At 40.2% G+C, this 19,790-nt stretch carries 25 protein-coding genes and 1 riboswitch; of the genes, 16 read left to right on the top strand and 9 right to left on the bottom strand.

Translation table 11 applies throughout. The annotated features are described in order from the left end of the window. Nucleotides 1–57 precede the first annotated feature (57 nt). Complete coding sequence (locus ABE41_RS02145) at nt 58–528, bottom strand: NUDIX domain-containing protein (RefSeq protein WP_066286056.1); 471 nt, start codon at nt 526–528, stop codon at nt 58–60. A gap of 170 nt (nt 529–698) precedes the next feature. On the opposite strand from ABE41_RS02145, the gene nhaC reads away from it, so the two are divergent. After that, nucleotides 699–2,102, top strand: coding sequence for a Na+/H+ antiporter NhaC (nhaC, locus tag ABE41_RS02150; protein WP_066286058.1), 1,404 nt, complete (start codon nt 699–701; stop codon nt 2,100–2,102). Between the two features lie 336 nt (nt 2,103–2,438). Here nhaC and ABE41_RS02155 read toward each other — a convergent pair whose 3' ends face one another. The 3 genes from ABE41_RS02155 to ABE41_RS02165 are packed head-to-tail and all read right to left on the bottom strand — an operon-like array spanning nt 2,439 to nt 6,004. Next, on the bottom strand, nt 2,439–4,316 hold the full coding sequence (locus ABE41_RS02155; RefSeq protein WP_066286062.1) for a PTS fructose transporter subunit IIABC: 1,878 nt from the start codon (nt 4,314–4,316) through the stop codon (nt 2,439–2,441). Nucleotides 4,317–4,343: 27 nt separating this feature from the next. Then, entirely contained in the window at nt 4,344–5,255 is a 912-nt protein-coding gene (gene pfkB, locus ABE41_RS02160) for a 1-phosphofructokinase (protein ID WP_066286065.1), read from the bottom strand. Further along, nucleotides 5,252–6,004 carry a DeoR/GlpR family DNA-binding transcription regulator gene (locus tag ABE41_RS02165; RefSeq protein WP_066286067.1) on the bottom strand — a complete coding sequence of 251 codons (753 nt, stop codon included), beginning with the start codon at nt 6,002–6,004 and terminating at the stop codon, nt 5,252–5,254. The genes pfkB and ABE41_RS02165 overlap by 4 nt, the downstream gene beginning before the upstream one ends. 403 nt (nt 6,005–6,407) lie before the next feature. Between ABE41_RS02165 and ABE41_RS02170 the strand changes: the two genes are divergently transcribed. Continuing rightward, nucleotides 6,408–7,220, top strand: coding sequence for an AAC(3) family N-acetyltransferase (locus tag ABE41_RS02170; RefSeq protein WP_066286071.1), 813 nt, complete (start codon nt 6,408–6,410; stop codon nt 7,218–7,220). A gap of 55 nt (nt 7,221–7,275) precedes the next feature. Beyond that, the gene (locus ABE41_RS02175) at nt 7,276–7,638 is read left to right on the top strand and encodes a YggT family protein (RefSeq protein WP_066286073.1); all 363 of its coding nucleotides are present in this window, start codon (nt 7,276–7,278) and stop codon (nt 7,636–7,638) included. Nucleotides 7,639–7,994: 356 nt separating this feature from the next. Here ABE41_RS02175 and ABE41_RS02185 read toward each other — a convergent pair whose 3' ends face one another. Continuing rightward, a complete protein-coding gene (locus tag ABE41_RS02185) occupies nt 7,995–8,336 on the bottom strand; it encodes a DsrE family protein (protein WP_066286079.1) in 342 nt (113 codons plus the stop codon). Between the two features lie 95 nt (nt 8,337–8,431). Between ABE41_RS02185 and ABE41_RS02190 the strand changes: the two genes are divergently transcribed. Next, nucleotides 8,432–9,175 carry an AIM24 family protein gene (locus ABE41_RS02190; protein ID WP_066286082.1) on the top strand — a complete coding sequence of 248 codons (744 nt, stop codon included), beginning with the start codon at nt 8,432–8,434 and terminating at the stop codon, nt 9,173–9,175. A gap of 46 nt (nt 9,176–9,221) precedes the next feature. On the opposite strand, the gene ABE41_RS02195 is transcribed toward ABE41_RS02190, so the two are convergent. Next, nucleotides 9,222–9,707: an Hsp20/alpha crystallin family protein gene (locus ABE41_RS02195; RefSeq protein ID WP_066286084.1), complete on the bottom strand. Its 486-nt coding sequence runs from the start codon at nt 9,705–9,707 to the stop codon at nt 9,222–9,224. Between the two features lie 12 nt (nt 9,708–9,719). Next, complete coding sequence (locus tag ABE41_RS02200; RefSeq protein WP_066286086.1) at nt 9,720–9,938, bottom strand: spore germination protein; 219 nt, start codon at nt 9,936–9,938, stop codon at nt 9,720–9,722. Between the two features lie 160 nt (nt 9,939–10,098). Between ABE41_RS02200 and ABE41_RS02205 the strand changes: the two genes are divergently transcribed. The 8 genes from ABE41_RS02205 to ABE41_RS02240 all read left to right on the top strand — a co-directional run bounded on the left by ABE41_RS02205 (nt 10,099) and on the right by ABE41_RS02240 (nt 14,615). Further along, a complete protein-coding gene (locus ABE41_RS02205; protein WP_066286087.1) occupies nt 10,099–10,320 on the top strand; it encodes a spore germination protein in 222 nt (73 codons plus the stop codon). 55 nt (nt 10,321–10,375) lie between these two features. Then, on the top strand, nt 10,376–11,002 hold the full coding sequence (gene gerPC, locus ABE41_RS02210) for a spore germination protein GerPC (RefSeq protein ID WP_066286089.1): 627 nt from the start codon (nt 10,376–10,378) through the stop codon (nt 11,000–11,002). Next, nucleotides 10,977–11,147, top strand: coding sequence for a spore gernimation protein GerPD (locus ABE41_RS02215; RefSeq protein WP_066286091.1), 171 nt, complete (start codon nt 10,977–10,979; stop codon nt 11,145–11,147). Before gerPC ends, ABE41_RS02215 begins: the two co-directional genes overlap by 26 nt. Before the next feature lie 10 nt (nt 11,148–11,157). Further along, complete coding sequence (locus ABE41_RS02220) at nt 11,158–11,553, top strand: spore germination protein GerPE (RefSeq protein ID WP_066286093.1); 396 nt, start codon at nt 11,158–11,160, stop codon at nt 11,551–11,553. Beyond that, nucleotides 11,550–11,750, top strand: a complete 201-nt coding sequence (locus ABE41_RS02225; protein ID WP_066286096.1) for a spore germination protein GerPB — start codon at nt 11,550–11,552, stop codon at nt 11,748–11,750. Before ABE41_RS02220 ends, ABE41_RS02225 begins: the two co-directional genes overlap by 4 nt. Before the next feature lie 13 nt (nt 11,751–11,763). Beyond that, a complete protein-coding gene (locus ABE41_RS02230) occupies nt 11,764–12,204 on the top strand; it encodes an Hsp20/alpha crystallin family protein (RefSeq protein WP_066286098.1) in 441 nt (146 codons plus the stop codon). 269 nt (nt 12,205–12,473) lie between these two features. Continuing rightward, nucleotides 12,474–14,123 carry a ribosomal protection-like ABC-F family protein gene (gene abc-f, locus ABE41_RS02235; protein WP_066286100.1) on the top strand — a complete coding sequence of 550 codons (1,650 nt, stop codon included), beginning with the start codon at nt 12,474–12,476 and terminating at the stop codon, nt 14,121–14,123. Nucleotides 14,124–14,204: 81 nt separating this feature from the next. Beyond that, entirely contained in the window at nt 14,205–14,615 is a 411-nt protein-coding gene (locus ABE41_RS02240; RefSeq protein ID WP_066286101.1) for a CBS domain-containing protein, read from the top strand. 101 nt (nt 14,616–14,716) lie between these two features. Here the strand turns inward: ABE41_RS02240 and ABE41_RS02245 are convergent, their stop codons facing one another. Both ABE41_RS02245 and ABE41_RS02250 read right to left on the bottom strand, forming a co-directional pair. Next, nucleotides 14,717–16,252 carry an IS1182 family transposase gene (locus ABE41_RS02245; RefSeq protein WP_066286103.1) on the bottom strand — a complete coding sequence of 512 codons (1,536 nt, stop codon included), beginning with the start codon at nt 16,250–16,252 and terminating at the stop codon, nt 14,717–14,719. A gap of 149 nt (nt 16,253–16,401) precedes the next feature. Beyond that, complete coding sequence (locus ABE41_RS02250; protein WP_066286105.1) at nt 16,402–16,596, bottom strand: hypothetical protein; 195 nt, start codon at nt 16,594–16,596, stop codon at nt 16,402–16,404. Nucleotides 16,597–16,680: 84 nt separating this feature from the next. Beyond that, a riboswitch (cyclic di-GMP riboswitch) is annotated at nt 16,681–16,765 on the top strand. A gap of 87 nt (nt 16,766–16,852) precedes the next feature. Between ABE41_RS02250 and ABE41_RS02255 the strand changes: the two genes are divergently transcribed. The 4 genes from ABE41_RS02255 to ABE41_RS02265 all read left to right on the top strand — a co-directional run bounded on the left by ABE41_RS02255 (nt 16,853) and on the right by ABE41_RS02265 (nt 19,785). After that, nucleotides 16,853–17,926, top strand: coding sequence for a hypothetical protein (locus tag ABE41_RS02255; RefSeq protein WP_066286106.1), 1,074 nt, complete (start codon nt 16,853–16,855; stop codon nt 17,924–17,926). A gap of 118 nt (nt 17,927–18,044) precedes the next feature. After that, nucleotides 18,045–18,488, top strand: a complete 444-nt coding sequence (locus ABE41_RS02260) for a DUF6376 family protein (protein WP_066286109.1) — start codon at nt 18,045–18,047, stop codon at nt 18,486–18,488. 436 nt (nt 18,489–18,924) lie between these two features. Further along, on the top strand, nt 18,925–19,077 hold the full coding sequence (locus ABE41_RS20870) for a hypothetical protein (protein ID WP_156774206.1): 153 nt from the start codon (nt 18,925–18,927) through the stop codon (nt 19,075–19,077). Nucleotides 19,078–19,137: 60 nt separating this feature from the next. Beyond that, nucleotides 19,138–19,785, top strand: a complete 648-nt coding sequence (locus tag ABE41_RS02265) for a hypothetical protein (protein WP_066286111.1) — start codon at nt 19,138–19,140, stop codon at nt 19,783–19,785. Nucleotides 19,786–19,790 lie beyond the last annotated feature (5 nt).

Raw genomic sequence — 19,790 nt, forward strand, 5'->3', positions numbered from 1 at the left:
CACCCCACAAACTCGTGGATTCAACAGCAAAACTTTTGGATTCATCTTAACTAGCCACTAATTAATATCTCCCACATACACTTCAAAGTTACCTTTACCGCTATTTAGCCCTTGAATCATCGGGATCAGCTCCTGGGGATAGAAGTTATACTCCGAAAGCTCGCCAACCGGCAGCCAAACAACACCTGTTTGAGTAGAATCCGGCTCCATTGGCTCAAATTTCTCTGGAATTTCCATCAAACAAGTTTCAAAAATATGCTCCACAATGTGTCCCTGATTATCCATAGGCTGATCAGAAATGTGATTTTTACTAATAAACTCTCGCACCCAAAGAAGCCTGCCAGTTACAGCCTTCACACCAAGTTCCTCCATGCATTCTCGGACTACTGCATCTGATAATGTTTCATTAAAATCCTGCCCGCCGCCGGGTATTATGTATTTTTTAATATTACCGCTTTGCTTTTCAATCGTGAGTAAGTGCTGATTATGTATGATTAACGCCTTCACCGAACTTCGAATTTTATACAAATGAACACCCTCCAATACTAGTCTTTACTTTAATTTACCACTCTTAATGTGTTGACAGCATCTGTAAAGTCCGTTAGTATGTAAAACAGTTACTCATTTACTTCAACGCATAAAAGCGTTTAAGCATGTAAGTGAAATTATGATTCATATGAACGGAGAGATACATCATTATGAAAAAACAGATCTCATTACCGATAGCGCTCGTTTTGTTTGCTGCGATTTTTGCTGTTATGTTTACGAGTCTTGTTTATATAAAAGTAGAGCCGCACATTCCGCTGCTCGCTTGTTTAATTTTACTGTCTGCAGTCGGTGCACTATTTGGAGCCAGCTGGAAAACCCTCGAAAAGGGAATGTTCAACGGAATCATTGCTGGTCTTCAGCCGATCATGATTCTCTTAACCGTTGGTCTTGTCATTGCTAGCTGGATGTTAAGCGGAACGGTTCCAACGCTGCTGTTTTACGGTATGGATATCATTCAGCCAGAATGGTTCGCTGTCAGCGCACTCCTTATTACAGTGATCGTTTCATCGTTTACGGGAAGTTCTTTTACAACTGTTGGTACGGTTGGAGTCGCTCTAATGGGAATCGGACACGTGTTAGGTGTGAATCCGGCATTGGCAGCAGGAGCAGTTGTTTCGGGAGCATGCTTTGGAGATAAAATGTCGCCTTTATCAGATTCCACTAACTTTGCACCAGGTGTTGTCGGTGTGAACATGTTCGAACACATTCGCCATATGATGTGGACAACTGTGCCCGCATTCATACTAACGGCAATAGCATTTTTTGTTCTTGGTGGAAAAGGTACAGGAGCCACTAATTTTGAAGAAATTCAGCAGATTCAATCGGTTCTTTCAAATGAATTTCCCATCCATGCAGTAACGCTTATTTCACCGATTGTTGTACTTGTTTTAGCGTTTAGAAAACTTCCTATCATTCCAATTTTATTAGCAGGTGTGGTCGTATCCATTGCGGTTTCATTTTTCCTAGTGCCTGATCTGACTGTACAAAAAGTGATGAGCGTTATGCAGAATGGTTTACAGACGGAAACCGGAAACGCAACAGTAGACAGCATCGTAAACAAAGGCGGATTATTGTCGATGATGTGGTCGATTTCACTTGTACTCATTGCATTAGGATTAGGCGGAGTGATTCAAGCACTTGGATTGTTCGATCTATTGTTTGGTGCTGTAAAAAACACTGCGCAAAAAGCAGGGAAGCTTATTGCAACAACATTAGCTTCTTCAGTAGGAATAAACTTGCTTGCAGGCGAGATGTACTTATCGATTCTTTTGCCGGGGCAGGCGTTAAAAGACGCATACGTAAAATCAGGTGTACCATTAAAGAACTTGTCACGAACAGTGGAAGATGGGGGAACACTCGTGAATCCGCTCGTACCTTGGAGTGTGAGTGGGGCTTTCTTCGCGTCAACACTGGGAGTCTCAGTCATTGACTACATCCCATACGCATTGTTCCTATGGTTATCACCAATGTTTACATTGCTGCTCGCGTACACAGGCTGGAGCATCGGCCAGAAGAAATCACAAACAGATAAAGGCGAACATGAAGCTGCATAAAGTATTAATAGTGAGACTCATCAGGTTATGGAAGAAGCCTTTTGAGTCTTTTTCTTAGCTTCTTATGAAATTTTTGTATTTTTGACGCTCTTATATGGGAATTGTAAGCTCGAAAACAAACTTGGGGCGAAGATAAAGCTTCACGGGGCGAAACTTTAAATAGATGGGGCGCAACGTACCATAGTAAAACTGTAAGAGTTCGGGTGAAACTCCATCGCTATTGGGCGAACGTGTAATAGATAAAAGAACACGTACCGTAAAAGCCCCACCAAAATGAAAGAATGGTCAACATAATGAAAGAGGGTTCCCTTCCATGGGACACCCTCTTTTTGTTCTTTATTCTTTTACTTCTTTCTTTAAAAGTCCAGCGATAAACGCGGTAACCGCTGCACCTATTAAAATCGCTAATACATAAAGCAGAGGGTTGCCGTTTACGATCGGAATAACGAATGCTCCGCCATGCGGTGCTGGCAAACCGATGCCAAACACCATGGAAAGTGCCCCAGCCACAGCTGAACCTGCGATTGCTGCAGGTATGACACGTCCTGGATCGGCAGCTGCAAAGGGAATAGCTCCTTCCGTAATAAACGAAGCACCCATGATGTAGTTTGTCTTTCCGGCTTCTCTTTCAGCTTTCGTATACTTCTTTTTAAATAATGTTGTTGATAATGCAAGCCCAAGCGGCGGTACCATACCGCCGGCCATAATGGCAGCATGAGGCGCGAAGTTTCCAGCATCAATCATCGCGATTCCAAATGTGAAGGCAGCTTTATTGATCGGACCGCCCATATCGATTGCCATCATACCGCCTAAGATCAATCCAAGCAATACGAGGTTCCCAGTCCCCATTCCTTTCAGCCAAACAGTCAGCCCATCATTCAGTGCTTTTACAGGTTCGATTACAATGTACATCATAATAAGGCCAGTCAGTAAAATACCGAACAATGGATAAAGAAGAACAGGCTTGATGCCTTCCAGTGAATCTGGCAATGTACTGAACGCTTTCTTTAAGCCAAGAACGAGATAGCCAGCTAAGAAACCAGCAATCAATCCGCCTAAAAATCCAGCTCCGCCTGTTGCAGCCATGAAACCGCCGACCATACCAGGAGCAAAACCAGGTCTGTCCGCAATACTCATCGCGATGAATCCCGCAAGAACAGGAATCATTAATGCAAAAGCATTCCCGCCTCCAATCGTATTCAATGCTTCAGCGATCGGATGATAGGAAGGATCATTAGGATCAAAGGCTTTAATTCCAAAAATGAATGAGATAGCGATCAAGATACCACCGCCGACAACGAATGGAAGCATGTTTGATACACCGCTCATTAAATGCTTATAAAATCCTGATCTTCCACTTTTTGAAGTGTTATTTTTTTCATCTGATCGAGAGGTTCCTGTGCTTTTATAAACAGGTGCATCTTGATCAAGTGCTTGCTGAATAAGTTCTTCAGGTTTTCTGATCGCTTGAGCAACGGGAACCTGAATCACATGCTTGCCGTGAAAACGGTCCATTTCCACCTGTTTATCGGCTGCTACAATGATCGCGTCGGCTTCTTCAATATCTTTTTTTGTAAGACCATTCTTGATTCCACTCGAACCGTTTGTCTCAACTTTTAGATTTACGCCCATTTCCTTTGCTTTTGCTTTAAGAGAATCGGCAGCCATATATGTGTGGGCGATACCTGTCGGGCAGGCAGTAACCGCTAAGATCTTTTGTCGTGATGCGGATACGATTGGGTCTTCTTCTGTTTGCATCTCTTTTTCTTTTGCATCAATAGCCTGCAGAATTTCTTCTTTTGTTGCAGCGGTTTCGAGTTTTTTTCTGAATTCCGTATCCATTAAAAAGCTTGAAAGTCTTGAAAGGGTGGCTAAGTGATCATTGTTTGCGCCTTCATAAGCTGCAATCATGAAGAACAAATGAGCGTTCTGACCATCCAATGATTCATAATCAATACCGTCTTGAGAACGGCCAAATGCGATTGCGGGCTGGCTGACGGCATTTGTTTTAGCATGCGGGATTGCGATGCCTTCACCAATACCTGTTGTGCTCTGGCTTTCACGTGCTAGAATCGCTTTCTTATACTCTTCTTTATTATTTAACTTGCCCGCAGCATCCAGCTGTTCGATTAGTTCGTCGATCACTGACTCTTTCGAACGGGCGTCCAGGTTTAATATAATGGTATCTTTCGTAAGTAAATCTGTGATTTTCATAGTACTACCTCCCCAAAAGGTAAAGCTTTATATCTCTTTAATAGAGATTTCTTTTACTAATTTCTCAACTAGCTCTTTTGTACAAAGATCTTCCGAAAATGCAGTAGCACTACCAGAAGCGACTCCGTAATTAAATGCGGTTTGAATATCGTTATGCTGGATAATCTGTGACAGAAAACCAGCTACTACTGAATCTCCAGCGCCAACAGAATTTTTTACGATTCCAGCTGGTACATTAGCAAGAAGAGCGTGCTGCTTATTAAGGAAAATTGCACCCTCACCAGCCATAGAAACGATGACATTCTCCACACCTTCATTCAGCAATTTCTTCCCATAAAAAACCGCGTCTTCAACACTCTCAATCTTAGTTTGAAAAAGAGCGCCCAGCTCGTGATGATTAGGTTTTATTAAAAATGGACTATGAGGAAAAGTCTTTATAAGTGCTGTTCCTGCTGTATCAATAACAGCTTTTACACCTTTTTGAAGGCATTTTTTTGCAATCTCTCCGTAAAAATCTTCTGAGATAGATTGAGGGATACTTCCCGCTAAAACGAGAAAGTCACCTTCATTCATACTGTTTATCTTTTCAAGCAGTTTTTTCTGATTAGAAGAAGAGATACTTGGGCCAAGTCCATTAATCTCTGTTTCTTTTTCGGATTTGAGTTTTACATTGATTCTTGTAACATCCGAAACTGTTATGAAATCGTGGATAATCGTTTCATTTGTGAGAAATTCTTTTATGAATTCTCCCGTAAAGCCACCGGTATATCCTAAAGCAGTACTTTCAATCCCTAGACGTTTAAGGACTCTGGAAACATTGATTCCTTTTCCGCCAGGATACATTTGCGCTGATTCTGTCCGGTTCAGATGACCTTCTTTAAAGTATTTTACTCTTGCGACGTAATCAATGGATGGATTGAGTGTGCAAGTATATATCATGATGTCACAACCCTTATTTCTGTTTTATCTTCAAAATCATAGGCAGCGTCTTCGTCCATTTCGTTTGTTAAAATGACAGCTTCGTTTAAATCAGCAACTTTGGAGAACGAAGCTTCGTTGAACTTGCTGTAATCAGCTAAAATAAAAGCTTCTTGTGAAAGAGAGATCGCAAGCCGTTTTACTGCTGCTTCCTCAGGGTCAGGTGTAGTGAATCCCGCCTCAAGATGTACGCCGTTTATCCCCATGAAGCATTTATCGAACCTGTATGAGCTTAAGCTGTTAAGTGCTCCGCTGCCGACAAGTGCTTTTGTTTTGGGTTTAACGAGACCGCCAACCAAATACGTAGTAATTTGGTGTTCAGTCAAAGCCTCCAGGTGAGAAATGCCGTTCGTGACCACAGTTATCGCTTTATCCTTCAAATGAGGGATCATCAGGTGTGTTGTCGTACCGGCATCAATGTATATACAGTCGCCATCATTGACGATCGTTGCGGCAAAGTTTGCGATTTTCTCTTTTTCTGAAGAATTTCTGGCTGTCTTTTCGACCACGCTTAACTCTTCACTTTTTTGGTGCAGAAGAGAAGCGCCGCCGTGTACTCGTTTAAGTTTCTTTTCTTTTTGAAGCTGGCTCAAATCTCTCCGGATTGTTGATTCGGAAGAAGATGTGGCCTCTACTAGTTCTTGTATCGTAACGACTTGCTTTTCGCCTAATCGTTCAATGATTTTACGATGCCTTTCAGGAGTTAACATTTTATAAACCTCCAACAATCTTCATTCATTGACCTCAGTTTAACGTAAGCCCTTACATTTTTCAATCAAAAACATTCAAATTCAATCAAAAACAATCAATGATATCATCAACAAATTTATCCAATTGCTTGTTATAATGGTAGGTACAACATAATAAAAGGCTGTTTTAGTAAACATTGTTGCTGTTTGAAAGTGGTTGATTTCCGCTCCAGGATGCTCGCTTTCCGCGGGGCGTGCGGTGAGCCTCCTCGCGCTTTGCGCCTTTAGGAGTCTCACCTGTCCCGCTGATCCCGCAGGAGTCTCGCACCTTGCACTCCAATCAACTAGGCAAAGAAGCTTCTTAACAAAAAAATTTGAATAGCTACAAACTTTTTTTAAAAAGCCTAAAGAAAGAGTGAACAGAATGGATACTGATTTTCCAAAAACGAGGTCTTCTTTAGCTGAAGATTTCCGCAATCTTGGTTTGAAAGAGGGCATGACTGTAATTGTGCACTCTTCCCTTAAATCGCTAGGCTGGGTAGTGGGCGGACCGGTTGCCGTTGTACAAGCTTTGATGGACGTACTAACAGAAGAAGGAACACTTGTGATGCCTGCACATACTGCTCATTATTCAGATCCCGCTGGCTGGCTGAATCCGCCGGTACCTGAAGAATGGTGGCCAGTCATTCGTGATGAAATGCCGGCTTTTGATCCTGAGATTACACCGACATATTTTATGGGAGCGATTGTTGAAGCTTTTCGAACGTTTCCTGGAGTAATAAGAAGCAACCATCCTACTGAATCTTTTGCGGCGTGGGGGAAAAATAAAGAAACGATCATAAACGGTCAAACTCTTGATTTTGCTTTAGGAGAGGATTCACCGCTTGGGAAAATGTATGAACTGGGCGGCCACGTTCTTTTAATTGGCGTGGGTTATGAATCTAATACGACGATGCATCTGGCAGAACACCGTGTTCCTAACCCAAAAACAGAAGAGAACGCAGGACCATATTATCTGGATGGCCAGCGCGTTTGGAAGACTTTTACTCAAGTTTCTTATCGTGAGGAACTTTTTGAGGAGATCGGCAATGCATATGAGGAAGCAGGTCACACAGTAAAAAAAGGGAAAGCAGGATTAGCAGAATGCCGTCTGATTCCGCAAGTGGAACTAGTGGACTTCACGAAACAATATCTTGTAAACTACGATAAGGCATTAAAGCCTGCAACGAATGCTTAATTTGTAGAATTTACGGGTATCTTAAGAGCAAATCCACTGAAAAGAGGGAATTGTTATGAGACGTTCCGTACCTGCAACGATTATTTCATTTATTGTAGGCATCATTCAATTAATTTTAGTTTTACGTTTCATTTTTCAATTGTTCAACGCAAATGAAGGAGCCGCCTTTGCTCAGCTAATATATGGATTAAGTGAGCCGCTGCTGCTGCCTTTCAAAGCTATATTCCCGAACATCGAACTCGCAAATGGTTTTGTTGTAGAGCTGTCGACCATCATAGCGATTATTGTCTATGGAGTGGTGGGTATGCTGCTTAAGCGACTTTTCACAGTCAGAAAAGACCCCGTGCACCGAGAGACAGTGATCAGGGAAGAGCCGACATCGCACGAGAAGAGAATTATTGAAGAGAAGCGCAGATAAATTGAAAGGCTGTTTTCATAAACTTTGTTGTTCTCGTAAGTAGTTGATTTCCGTTCCAGGATGCTCGCTTTTCCGCGGGGTGTGCGGTGAGCCTCCTAGCGCTTTGCGCTTTAGGAGTCTCACTGCCCCACTCATCCCGCAGGACAAGGAAAGTTTCGACAGCGTTACATCTCACGAAGAAAATGTGATTTTTCATTTTCGAGGAGTCTCGCACCTTGCACTCCAATCAACTTGTCAATGAAGAGAATGGACGTAAGAAAGCAACATTATTTTAGAAAAGAGCTAATTAAAAACGCACTCTCCCGACATTGGGGGTGTGCGTTTTTTGATTCGGTTACCATCGATTAATTTATGTATTAAGCAATCGTAATGACTTCATATTGCGCCGATAGTTCAACGAAATGCGCCATTCCAGAGATTTCTCCAGCTGCCAGTTCATTCTCCACATTGTAATGATCCACGCAAGTTTTGCATCCAAACACTTTTACACCCTTTTCTTCGATTTCTTTCAGGTGAAGGGAGCACAATGATTGTTCTGTCAGGCAGTAAACACCGCGATTCATAAAAAAGATTGCTGCAGGCAGGTCTGTTTGCTGTTTCAGTACAGTAAAATATGTTTCCATCACATTTTCGCCTAGGGCAGGGTCGTTGCCAGTACCAAAAGAATCTGTAGTGACTAGAATGATTTTATTTTGCATAAAAAATCACGCCTCTCTTTTTTTATGTGAATTATACCATGCTTTGACTAGGTTAAGAGACTCTTTGGTATCCTAGTTAGGAGGAGGGTGATAACATGAATGATTCTCTATTTACAGTAATAGAAAAACAAGAAGGACGCCGTGCCACGTTTGAAGTCCTTGAATATAAAGAATTGCCTGTAACGAGTGCCGGGTCCAGTTCATCTTATTATGCAAAGGAAACGGGCGTTAAGCTGAAACAAGTCCGGATTACACTTCGCCAAGGTGCGGTACAAGCTGAGGCGGGTGCTCTTCAGTTTATGAAGGGTGATCTGCAGCTGAAAAGCAACGCAGGCGGTGTTGGCGGTTTTATGAAAAAAATGGCTTCTAATATTCTTACGGATGAGTCTTTGTTCAAGCCTCTCTATGAGGGTACGGGTGAGATTTATTTAGAGCCTTCCTATGGACATTACCTTTTAATGAACCTTAACGAAGAAGAAGTAGTTGCAGATAAAGGAATGTTTTATGCCGCGGAGCCTACAGTGCAGCTTGGTGTCTCAAGACAAAAACTAACATCTTCTATAAAAGGTGATGATGGGCTGTTTCAGACAAAATTAAAGGGTTCGGGCTTTTGCGTCCTGCAAAGTCCAGTGCCGCTAAATCAGATTATGAAAGTTCAATTGAATGATGAAAAACTGCAAGTAGACGGTACGTTTGCTCTTCTTAGAAAAGGTGACATCGACTTTTCGGTTAAGCGTGCATCTTCTTCCATTGTCGGATCCGCAACGAGCGGGGAAGGCTATTTACATGTTTTTGAAGGAACAGGTGAAGTGTGGCTGGCTCCTACATTAGGCAGATAAAACGAACAAAAGGCTCCTCATGGTATATTGAGGAGCTTTTTCATTCTTATTCTTCAAATTTTCCTTCGTCATTCTCGTTCGGAACCTCAATTGGAACAGTAGGATTAGCAGTCTCTCCACCACTCTTGTTAACGGTTATCATTAAAATTCCATTATTGTATTGAGCTTTAATATCTTCATTTCTAAACATAAAAGGCAGCTGCACAAATCGTTCTGTCCGTTTCATTGATTTTCTCTCTTGGAAATGACCGGTACGTTTATTCTTCATTGACCGAAGTTCTTCTTTTTGAGCTTTAATCTGAAGTCCCTGGTTGAGCACTTCGATTTGGATATCTTTAGGCTCATATTCTTTTAAGTTTGCGTAGATCCTGTAATCCTGAGTTGTTTCTTCTGTTTCCACCTCAAATGACAGCTGATCTGCGTATTGCTCGAATTGGGTTATTCCCTTGTTAACAAACTGTTCAAATGACTTTAGCCAGTCATCCATAGAACGGTTATTAAAGAAAGGCATCAATGGACCTTTTCCAAACATCCGCAATACCCCCTACGCATTTCCGGCATTATTAGAATCAAATACATCAGGGTCCAGTGTGTTTGTTGCGCTGACAACATTAATCGTCTGAATAAAGTTCCCTGTATTTCCGCCGCCAGAGCCGTTATATCCTTTTCCTGTTGTCTTAGGATTGATTACTAACGTATCGCCGAAATTCACAACCCCTTCTGCCGCATTGATGTTGATAGGTGCAACAATCAAACAGGGCACTTTAACACCCCCTTCTTAAAAAAAGGTTTACGAGTGTGACGTCGTCCCTTTGAGATAGCTTATGTAGGTAGAAGCCTAAAGGTGAATAGATGTTTTTTATCACAGAAAGATGGGCGTATGCATAGCATATGAGGAGAACCTAACAAAGGACTGAACGTATATGCCGGCTATCGTAGGAAAGATTTCTGTAAACTCCGTATCTAGCGGTTCCGTATTTCATGTAGGTGACGTCCAGACGATCTGCCCGGTTAGTTATGCCAAAACTTATGCGGGTGCTGGTTCATTTAATACAGGTGATAATCTTCGTTTGCATAATGGATATAACGTTACATTTACGCAAGATCCGGACGTTAATGACAATAACAACGCTACAAATTTTTAAGCGACATGCAAATTCCTTAGAAAGAAGGCATACATCTTACTAAGGAGCTGATTGTATGAACGAGGAGAGCAACTATTATTTAAGCAAGATGAAGCAGATGCTCGAGGACCAGAATGACAGAATTAAAGAATTGGAGCACCAAATAAAAAAGCTTAAAAGGCAGGTTAATGTACTCGCTGATGAACCTAAAACGGTAGAATACAAGTTTGATCAATTAAAAGTAGAAAAGCTTGAGGGAACCCTTCACATCGGAATAGGGCATTCGGCTGAAAGCAAAGATTTAATCGAGCAATTCAATATCGGCCAGAATACGGTTCAAATGCCAGGACAAATGAAGCGCAGTGTCATAGAAAATCCTAATTACCGTGAAATGATAAAAGCGATGGATGAGTTTTTTATAAAAGAAGCTCCTGTATATTTGCAATCTCTTGAAACGAAAATAAATGTTCCGCTAGATGAATCGTACCGTGTTTTTATCTTGGAAGATGTTCAGCGTCAGGTGCCGGGAAGAATTAAGCATTATCTTACAAAATATGAACCAAAAGATGAGAGGGGACGCAAAGAAATTCTTCAAAAGACGAAAGAAGATATCTATCGGGGAATTGAAACCTTCATTGTTCACTTAAAAGATTCAAAATCAGACGGAGGTGGAGAGAGTGAAATTTTGCGTAACCAACCATGAGTTGTTTGTAGGTGAGATCAACATCATCGGGGTTGGTCTATCATCTGTTGTTTTAGTGGGCGATGCAGACTGCATCAATCTTGGATCAGCGTTTGACACACCTCCTGAGTCACTTGTTTTAGGAACATCGCTCGTTCCGCTATAGAGGTGAGAAAATGTACAGAACATCTGCAGTTGATGAAGTGATCTTAAATTCACTTGCCTCATCTTCCATTTTACAAACAGGTGATACAGAGAAAATTCAATGTTTTTCTGCTGCTCTTGCTATTCAAAGAGAACGTACAGATTTTGGCAGGTTTGATATCCCGTTAAACAAGTACGACATTTTTTCACAGCCAGTCGTTGTTCCTGTATGTCCGTCAGTACAAATCAAAAAAACGTTTAACGCTTGTCCTTTTATAAGAGTGGGAAAAATTGATATTCTCGGTGTATCAAGTTCCGCTCTTCTTCATATAGGCTCAGTCAACGAGATGACGCTGCAATCCCGTGTAAAGCATATTCGTAACTTTCTTAAAAATCCTTATCCAGAAATTGAGGAGGAGGAATCATGAATCTGTTTGTCAGTCAGACAATTGTAATTCAGCAATTAAAAGTAGAAGGCATTCAAAATTCCTCAGTACTCCAGATCGGCAGCGCTGGCGTTATACAACCGGTCTCGCAATTATTTAACACAGGCGGTCATATAGGTCCGGCTCCTCAACTTCCTGATCCTGATCTTCCTTCAGTTCCTTTAGGGCCGCCTTCATAAGAGGTGAATATGAATGGACACTTGGAAACAAATGATGGACTGGAAAAGGATGGCGGAAGAATACTTTGGCGACCAGTTCTTTGCACCTAATCAAGCACCGAGTTCTGAGATAAGGAACGAAAATCCGCTTTGCAACATATACGAAACACCTCAGGAAATCTGCTGTGTACTTGCGCTGCCTGGATTGAACCGCACCGAGGACGTTGAAGTACTTGTAGATCCATTCAAATTGACGGTGCAAGGGAAATTATCTATTTCTCTTGATTCCTATCGTTTGAATACCGAAGAATTTCAGCTTGGGGAATTTAGGCGGGAGATCACACTTCCTGTCAGGGTACACCAAGATCCTGTTCAAGCGCATTACAGAAAAGGGCTGCTTTTTATCCGGATGCTGAAAGATACAAGACCTGGTGCCAATCAAAGAAAAGTAAATCTGCATTGGGTACAGGAATAAGTAATGAAGCTTGACGAGCGCTTAGGTTATCGCTTACAATTTAGAAAAATAACGGAAGGAACAGGTGTATACGTCCAATGAGCAAATAATCTTATTTTTAGCCATTTACTTGAATAATTAAGTAGAACGCTAGATAGGATTACTCTGCCCATTTTTAGGACTTAACTACAGGCCTGTTTTTTTGTTGCCAAAAAACCGTTTTTTCACGCGGTTTGTATGGTGATATTCGGCGTGGGCAGACCTCTCTAGTAAAACTGGGAGGTTTTTTTATGCTTTTATTAGAATCAATCGGACTTGAAAAGTCATACAAAGGAAAATTAATTTTAAAACAAACTGAGCCGTTTCAGCTCTTTAATAAAGATCGTATTGGGTTAGTGGGGTTGAATGGAACAGGAAAATCAACATTCTTAAAGCTGCTTTCTCTGATGGAAGAAGCAGATTCTGGATTTGTTCAGCATTATGGCACGTTTGCTGTTGTCAGCCAGTTTGAAGAAAGTGCACAAAAGATTACAGCAAGAAGTGAAGGTCAGTGGAACCTTAAAGGGAAAAACTATGAAACAATGAGCGGCGGTGAAAAAACACGTACTCAGATAGCGGCAGCTCTTGAGCAGCAGCCAGACATTCTTATTTTAGATGAGCCGACGAGCCATTTGGATGTTGAAGGGATGGATCAGCTGGCAAAAGTTCTTCATCATCATAAAGGTGCCGTGTTGCTCGTGTCCCATGACAGAACTTTTCTTGATATGGTTTGCACAAAAATAATCGAACTTGATCAGCAAACATTTACGTTGTATCACGGAAATTACGCAGAATATCTCATTCAAAAAGAGCAAAAACAAGAGCGGCAGCAGTTTGAATATGAGCAATATGTAAAAGAAAAAACGAGGCTGGAGAATGCTGCAAAGGAGAAATCATCAAAAGCCAAGGGCATGAAAGATAAACCAGCTCGCATGTCATATAGTGAGGCGAAATTAGGGAAAATGAAGGTTCGAAGTGCAAAAAGGTCTTTGGAGAAAGCTTCGAAGGTAATTGAAAAAAGAATCGAGATGATGGATAAGAAAGAAAAGCCAAAAGAACAGCCAAAAATCGATTTTGATATTCAGCAGTTTTCAGTCATACATGGCAAACAAGCGCTGGCGGTTAAACAACTTTCCGTTGGGTTTGACGAGCGTCAGCTTTTTATTGACCTATCTTTTACTGTAAAGCCAGGTATGAAGGTTGTTTTAACAGGTAAAAACGGAACAGGAAAATCAACCCTTTTAGAAGCAATATATAGAGGGAATGAACAAATAGAAAAATCAAAGCAGCTAAAAATTGGCTATTTTCATCAGCATCTAAATATCCTTGATGAGACAAAAAGTATTTTAGAAAATGTCATGGAAAACAGCTTGTATGAGGAGACATGGGTAAGGACGATATTAGCGAGGCTTTTATTTAAACGTGAAGATGTATTTAAAAAGGTTGAGGTGCTTAGCGGCGGAGAAAAGATGAAAACCGCATTAGCGAAGCTTTTCTTGAATGATTATAATTTGTTATTGCTTGATGAGCCGACGAATTATCTGGATTTGTTCACGAGAGAAGCATTAGAAGAAGTGTTAATCGCTTATCCGGGTACATTTATCCTTGCGACACATGATAGAAGATTAATGGAAAAAGCAGCAACACATGTTTTGGATCTTCAGCCTCCAGGAGCTTATTGGTTTGAGGGGAGCTATAAGGAATATCTTGAAAATAAGAATGGCGATATAAAAACAGGTCCAAAAACCATAGATCACAAAGATCATTTACTGAAGCTTGAACTTGAAATGACAGATTTAATCGGACAGCTTTCATTAACTTTGAATGAAGAAGAGAAAATAAGACTTGATCAAAGGTATCAAGAAGTATTAAAGGAAATCAGACTTATAAAGGCTCAATAATACTGGAGATGCAGTTGAAAGGTTTAGCTTTACTCTTAAAAAGGTACAGAATAATCGTATTACCTATTAGGAGGCGATAAAATGGAATTAAGAGATATTATGACTTCAGATATTGAGACGTGTGAACCAAGTACGAAAATTACTAAAGTTGCCGGTTTAATGAAAAGTTTAGGAATAGGCTCTATTCCGGTCTCTGAAAATGGGGAACTAAAAGGAATTGTTTCCGATCGGGATATCGTCATTCGGTGTGTAGCTGACGGGAATATTGAAGGGACAGTCAGTGATGGTATGACATTAGATCCTGTTACAGGGACACCTGATATGACGATTGATGAGGCTAAGAAGCTAATGTCTGAATATCAAGTACGCAGACTTCCTGTTTTGGATAATGGAAATGTGGTTGGTATTGTTTCATTAGGAGACCTTGCTGTTAAACATGAAGACAACGATAAAGCAGGAGACGCACTTACTGAGATTTCTAAGCCTTTGTAAAATACCAAAAGGGGCTGACCCAAAAGTGTAAAAACTTTTGAGGTTATGCCTCTTTTTTATATAGTTGGTTTTTATAAAAAAATAATTGACTCGTTTCGCTTTTAGGCGGCCTTTTTGGCCGCCGATTTTAATAGGTTGTGGGCTAAACTGATCAGCCCAATCTCAATATTTACCTTCGGTAAGCCCCTGAGGAAAAACCTCCGGAACGACCGATTGCCCTTGAACTGACCGAAAACACTCTCTATGTCGATTTTTCTTCTCGCATAGAGTTGTTTTCCTTCGTCTGTCCAAAGGCGTTCTTTTACTTTCGATTTTAGTTCCTGGTAGGCTTCATTCACCTGTGTACTTCTGCCATACTTTGAGGTTGTGCAATCTTTTCGAAATGGACAACCCTCGCATTCGTTACACTGGTAAACTCTGATCGTGGATTCATACCCCGATTCCGTTGTTTGCTTCTTCTCCCCGGTGAAATAAAGATATTTGCCTGCAGCACAAGTGAACGTGTCTTTTTCTTCATCATAAACCCAGTTCGATTGGTGATGAGGATTTTTTTTAAAGGACCTTTTTTGTTCCTTCTCAAACAGGCCATATTTAATGTATGCTTCCTGCTTTTTCTCTTCTAAATACGCATAGTTTTCTTCTGAACCATAACCTGCATCTGCGATAATGCGTTTTGGATCAATATTAAATTTCGCTTTGACTTCTTGAAGATGCGGGATAAGACACCGTGTGTCTCCTGGGCGTTGGTGCAGGGTATACGATAAGATGAACTGTTCGTTTGATGCCATTTGAACATTGTACCCAGGCTTCAATTGCCCGTTTTTCATATGGTCTTCCTTCATACGCATGAAGGTCGCATCTGGATCTGTTTTTGAAAAACTTTTTCGATCACCACAGATGGATAAGTTCTTCTTATACTTAAGACTTCTTGGCAGATAGTCTTTTTTCATGACCTTTATAGCTTTCTTAAGTTCTTTATTCTTTGGTTCTTTCTCCAGTTTTCCTTCCCATTCTTTTACTTTGTTTTGAATCTTCTCAGGTGAAATAACCGTCTTTTCATTCTCTTCACAAGACGCTTCTTCTTTCCAGACACCATCGATCTGTGTAATGAGCTCCTCTACTTTACCCTCAAGTTTTTCTTTATATTTTTCCGTGCTCTTCCTCCAAACAAATGTATACCGATTGGCGTTCGCTTCAATCTTTGTTCCATCTAAAAAGTAAGAATCGAGTTGAACTTGTCCTTCTTCTACTAGTAATACAATCACTTGTTTAAACAAGTCGTCTATTAATCCCTTTAATCGTTCGGAACGAAACCGATTAATTGTACGGAAATCAGGCGTTTGAAAACCACTCAGCCACATAAGAGGAAGGTGAACGGTTAGCTGATGAGCAATTTCTCGGCCAGAATACATGCGCTGTGTATAGGCATAGACAAGAATCTTCGCCATCATTTTTGGATGATATGTACTTCGCCCGCCTCCGGGATAATACTTAAGGAAGTGTTGGTCAGGAACACGCTCGATCATTTCGTTTACAACGCGTGCCACACTATGCGAGGGAATTAATTCACTTATATCCATTGGAAGAGTCAGTTGATCCATGTTATAATCGATGAAAGAAATATGATCATGTTTCATAAAAAAATCGCTCCTTTTGTATGGTTGTTGTTGTGGTGACTTAATCATACTAAATAGGGCGATTTTTTTATTGTGCAAAAAGACATATTAAAAAAGGCTGACACCAAAAGGTCACGTTATGTGTCCTTTTGAGTCAGCCCCTTTGTTTTTTATTTATCTTTTTCTTCTCTTTCACTTGCGATAGTTGGCGGTTCTTCTTGTGAGGTAATGTCAGTATCATAACCGATCTGTCTTAGATCTTCAGTGTCTGCCACAGTACCGCCAGCCATTCCTTCGTTAATCATCCTATCGATATCTAAGTATAGTTCATCTTTTCCTTCATAAGCTTTATCCTTATTACTCATTCTTGTCATCCTTTCTTTTTAAAGTGAATGCTCTTTAAAACCACAAAAAATATATTGTTGTCTTAGATTTTTGCTATTATAATTGAAATTAATGGAAGCGTGGAAGCATACTTTTTATTTGGGCATCTATAAGTATGTGGAGCTAGTGATGCAACCGGCCGGCATAAGAAGACTTTATCTTCTGTTGTGGGCTTTTTTATTTTGTCCAAAAAGTCAGGAAGAAAACAAAAATTAACGGGAAAAGGAGTTTTTCAAGATGGCAAATCATGCAGTGCGGGCATTTTCTTATGATCGAGGAAACCATTTTGCTTTTGGGCATTTGAAAAATAATCATCATGTGAAAAAGACTCAGCATCTTGAAGTCATTCCTCCCGAGAAACTTCATAAAGAAAATAAAAAAGAAGATTATTTTGAAAAGAGTGTTCATGAAAATAAACCTTTTAAAACGTATACCAGAAAAGATATAGAGAAACATCATCAAGGAGCAAAAGAAGCGGAACGGATCTATAACAACTGGAGGCATGAATTAGCGGATAGCTCCTCTGACTTTATCCATTCTATTAAAGGTGAGCTGAAAGAAACTCCTGAAACTGGCTTAGATACCTTTAAAGAAGAAGTTTCTGAGTCACTTGAAAAATTTTTGCTCGGTTTAAAGAATAATCTGGAGAAATTGCTTGCAGACTCGCCACAAGGTCAAGTAAAGAAACATTTAAAATCTGCTGAAGGATTATTAGAGACGGTACGGGAATTATTATGGAACCAAATTGAAGAGATTGTTAAGAAGCATGTACCTGAGGAACCAGGAAATCAAAACGGGGAAAGTGACCCAACGAACGAAATTGAACTGCCAGTAGAGGAAACAAACCCGCCAGTTCAAGTTCCTCCATCAACCAATCCTTCAGTGAACAATCCTGTTGTAACACTTGCGCCAAACCAGGTATTTTCTTCAGGTTCGTTTAAAATGGAGGTAAGAGTCGGAAGCCTGACTTCAGAAATAAAGTTTGCCGATCCCAGCAAAAAGTCAGAAGGAACAACCATGTTCTATATCGTGGACGGATATGGAACGAGAAAAGCAGTAGATATTAAATTTTCTAATGAAACGCTTCAAAAGCTTTTCGAAAACCGTATTAAAGATTCGAAAATCTATAAAAAAGAAATTTCGTTGGAAAGTTTTAATGCCGTACTTAAAAAGATTGAGGCTTACATGAAAGAATTGTCTTCTATTAACCCTGAACGGTTAAAATCAAAGGTATATGGTGAGAAAGAAAATTTAAAACTTGAGAATGTAATCGATAAGTTCACTGATCTTTTTTACTCATTAAGAATGTAATGAAACTTAAATCATTACAAGCCGTATATAACAATAAGCAGAAATATGAAACGCTCAAGAAAAAGGGGCGTTTTTTTTATTCAAATCCATTCCAATATAAAGGGAAAAGGAGACAAAAATGAAAAAGACTTTAATGGCCGCTTTATTATCAATCACGGTATTAACGGGTTGTTCTGCAGTGAATGAAGTAACAAATGGTCTGAACTATGTACCTGAAGCTACTGAGTATATTAATGATGTACAACAATTTTCAAAAGAGATTTCTGCAATTGCAGAAACGGCAGTAAACGACCCAAAAGCGAGAGAAGAACTTGAACAGCTGCTGGGAGATATGAAATCAGACATTAGTGAGTTTAGCGATTTAACACCGCCTTCTGTGTTTGAAGATGTTCACAATCAGGTGATTGAACATAATAATCAGCTTCAAGAGGGAATAGATAAGTATTTATCAGTTATAAAAGACGGGGAACTGAACGCTGATCTGCTCGAACAAAGCGGTTTGCTGGATGATATCGCTGTTTACAATGATCTATTATCACAAATTAAAAAACTCGGCGAATAATTTTAAAACAGCTGCAATCTTGTAGCTGTTTTTTCCTACCTATCCCTGCTTTCTTAAGCTGTTTTCCTAAGCAATGTTGCCTTTGTAGATGTTGATTTCCGTTCCAGGATGCTCGCTTTCCGCGGGGCGTGCGGTGAGCCTCCTCGCGCTTTGCGCCTTTAGGAGTCTCACCTTCAAGTAAGTTTGTGTGCTCCTGCGTCTACAAGCAAATCGTAACGAAGCATGTTCCTCGTCGCATGCCTTGCAAGAAGTATATTCAGGTAGTTGGCACGCAGGAGTCTCGCACCTTGCTCTCCAATCAACTAGTCAAAGAAGCCTACTCAACTAAAAAATGTTCAAAAGTAGCAATCTTTTAGAAAAGAGCTTTTTTTATGTTACAAATCGACTATTTTCGGGAATATGACAGTGAGAAAAATGGCGAGGGTGGGTATAAAGCATGAATGATTATCATCTTAAGATTGAAGATTACTTGCAGCTATTAAAAAGAAGATACAAAAAGGGAAGGCTGCAGGCAAAACAATACCGTAAAAGAATCGAGCTTATAAACATGTGGCACATTCGGGGTGTTGTTAAAGTGCCGAAAGAATAATTTAAGTTATGACTGATCGATGTCGATAATATAAACACGACTAGACTTGGCAGGTGCAGCATGGTTTCAATAAACAATACATTCAAACAGGTGGAGCATTCGAAATATGATTATATTCTTCATATTGCGTTTGCCGTTCTTCTCTGTTTATATAGTTTTCTTTTATTATTCTCCAGCAAACTGCTAGGTTCTCTGTTTTTTATTTTTGGTGTAATTTTGCTAAGTTTAACGGTTTGGAAAGGGATTAAAACCTTTTTTTCGATCGCTGGAGTAATCCTTATGCTATGGCTGTTATTTTATAGCAGAATTCTTTGGATTGATGCTCTTCAAGTTTTGCCGGTGTTTTTTTATGAAATCTTCCAGGCATTATTTTTCCTTGGGTCTGCAATCGGAATAGCTCTATTATATAGTTTAGCTATTAAATCAGCCCCGCTCTCTAATCTGGTGAGCAGACATACTGTACATGGGATGTATTTTCTGACTGCTATCCTTTTGATGCCCTATACATTAATCTATACCTATGGAGCATTTATGCAAGGTGATCTAAACGGGGTGTTCTGGTCGGTTCTCATCCTCGTTCTATGGGGGATTTTATATGCTGTTCAGCTTATAACTCATGAAAATAAAGTTATGAGAATTGGTTTATTTGCCGTTAACATCGGCATTGGATGGTGGACGATTAACAGGTGGATAATGATCCTTTCATAAGAGAA

Origin of the sequence: Fictibacillus arsenicus, assembly GCF_001642935.1 — a bacterium.
GTDB lineage: Bacteria > Bacillota > Bacilli > Bacillales > Fictibacillaceae > Fictibacillus > Fictibacillus arsenicus_B.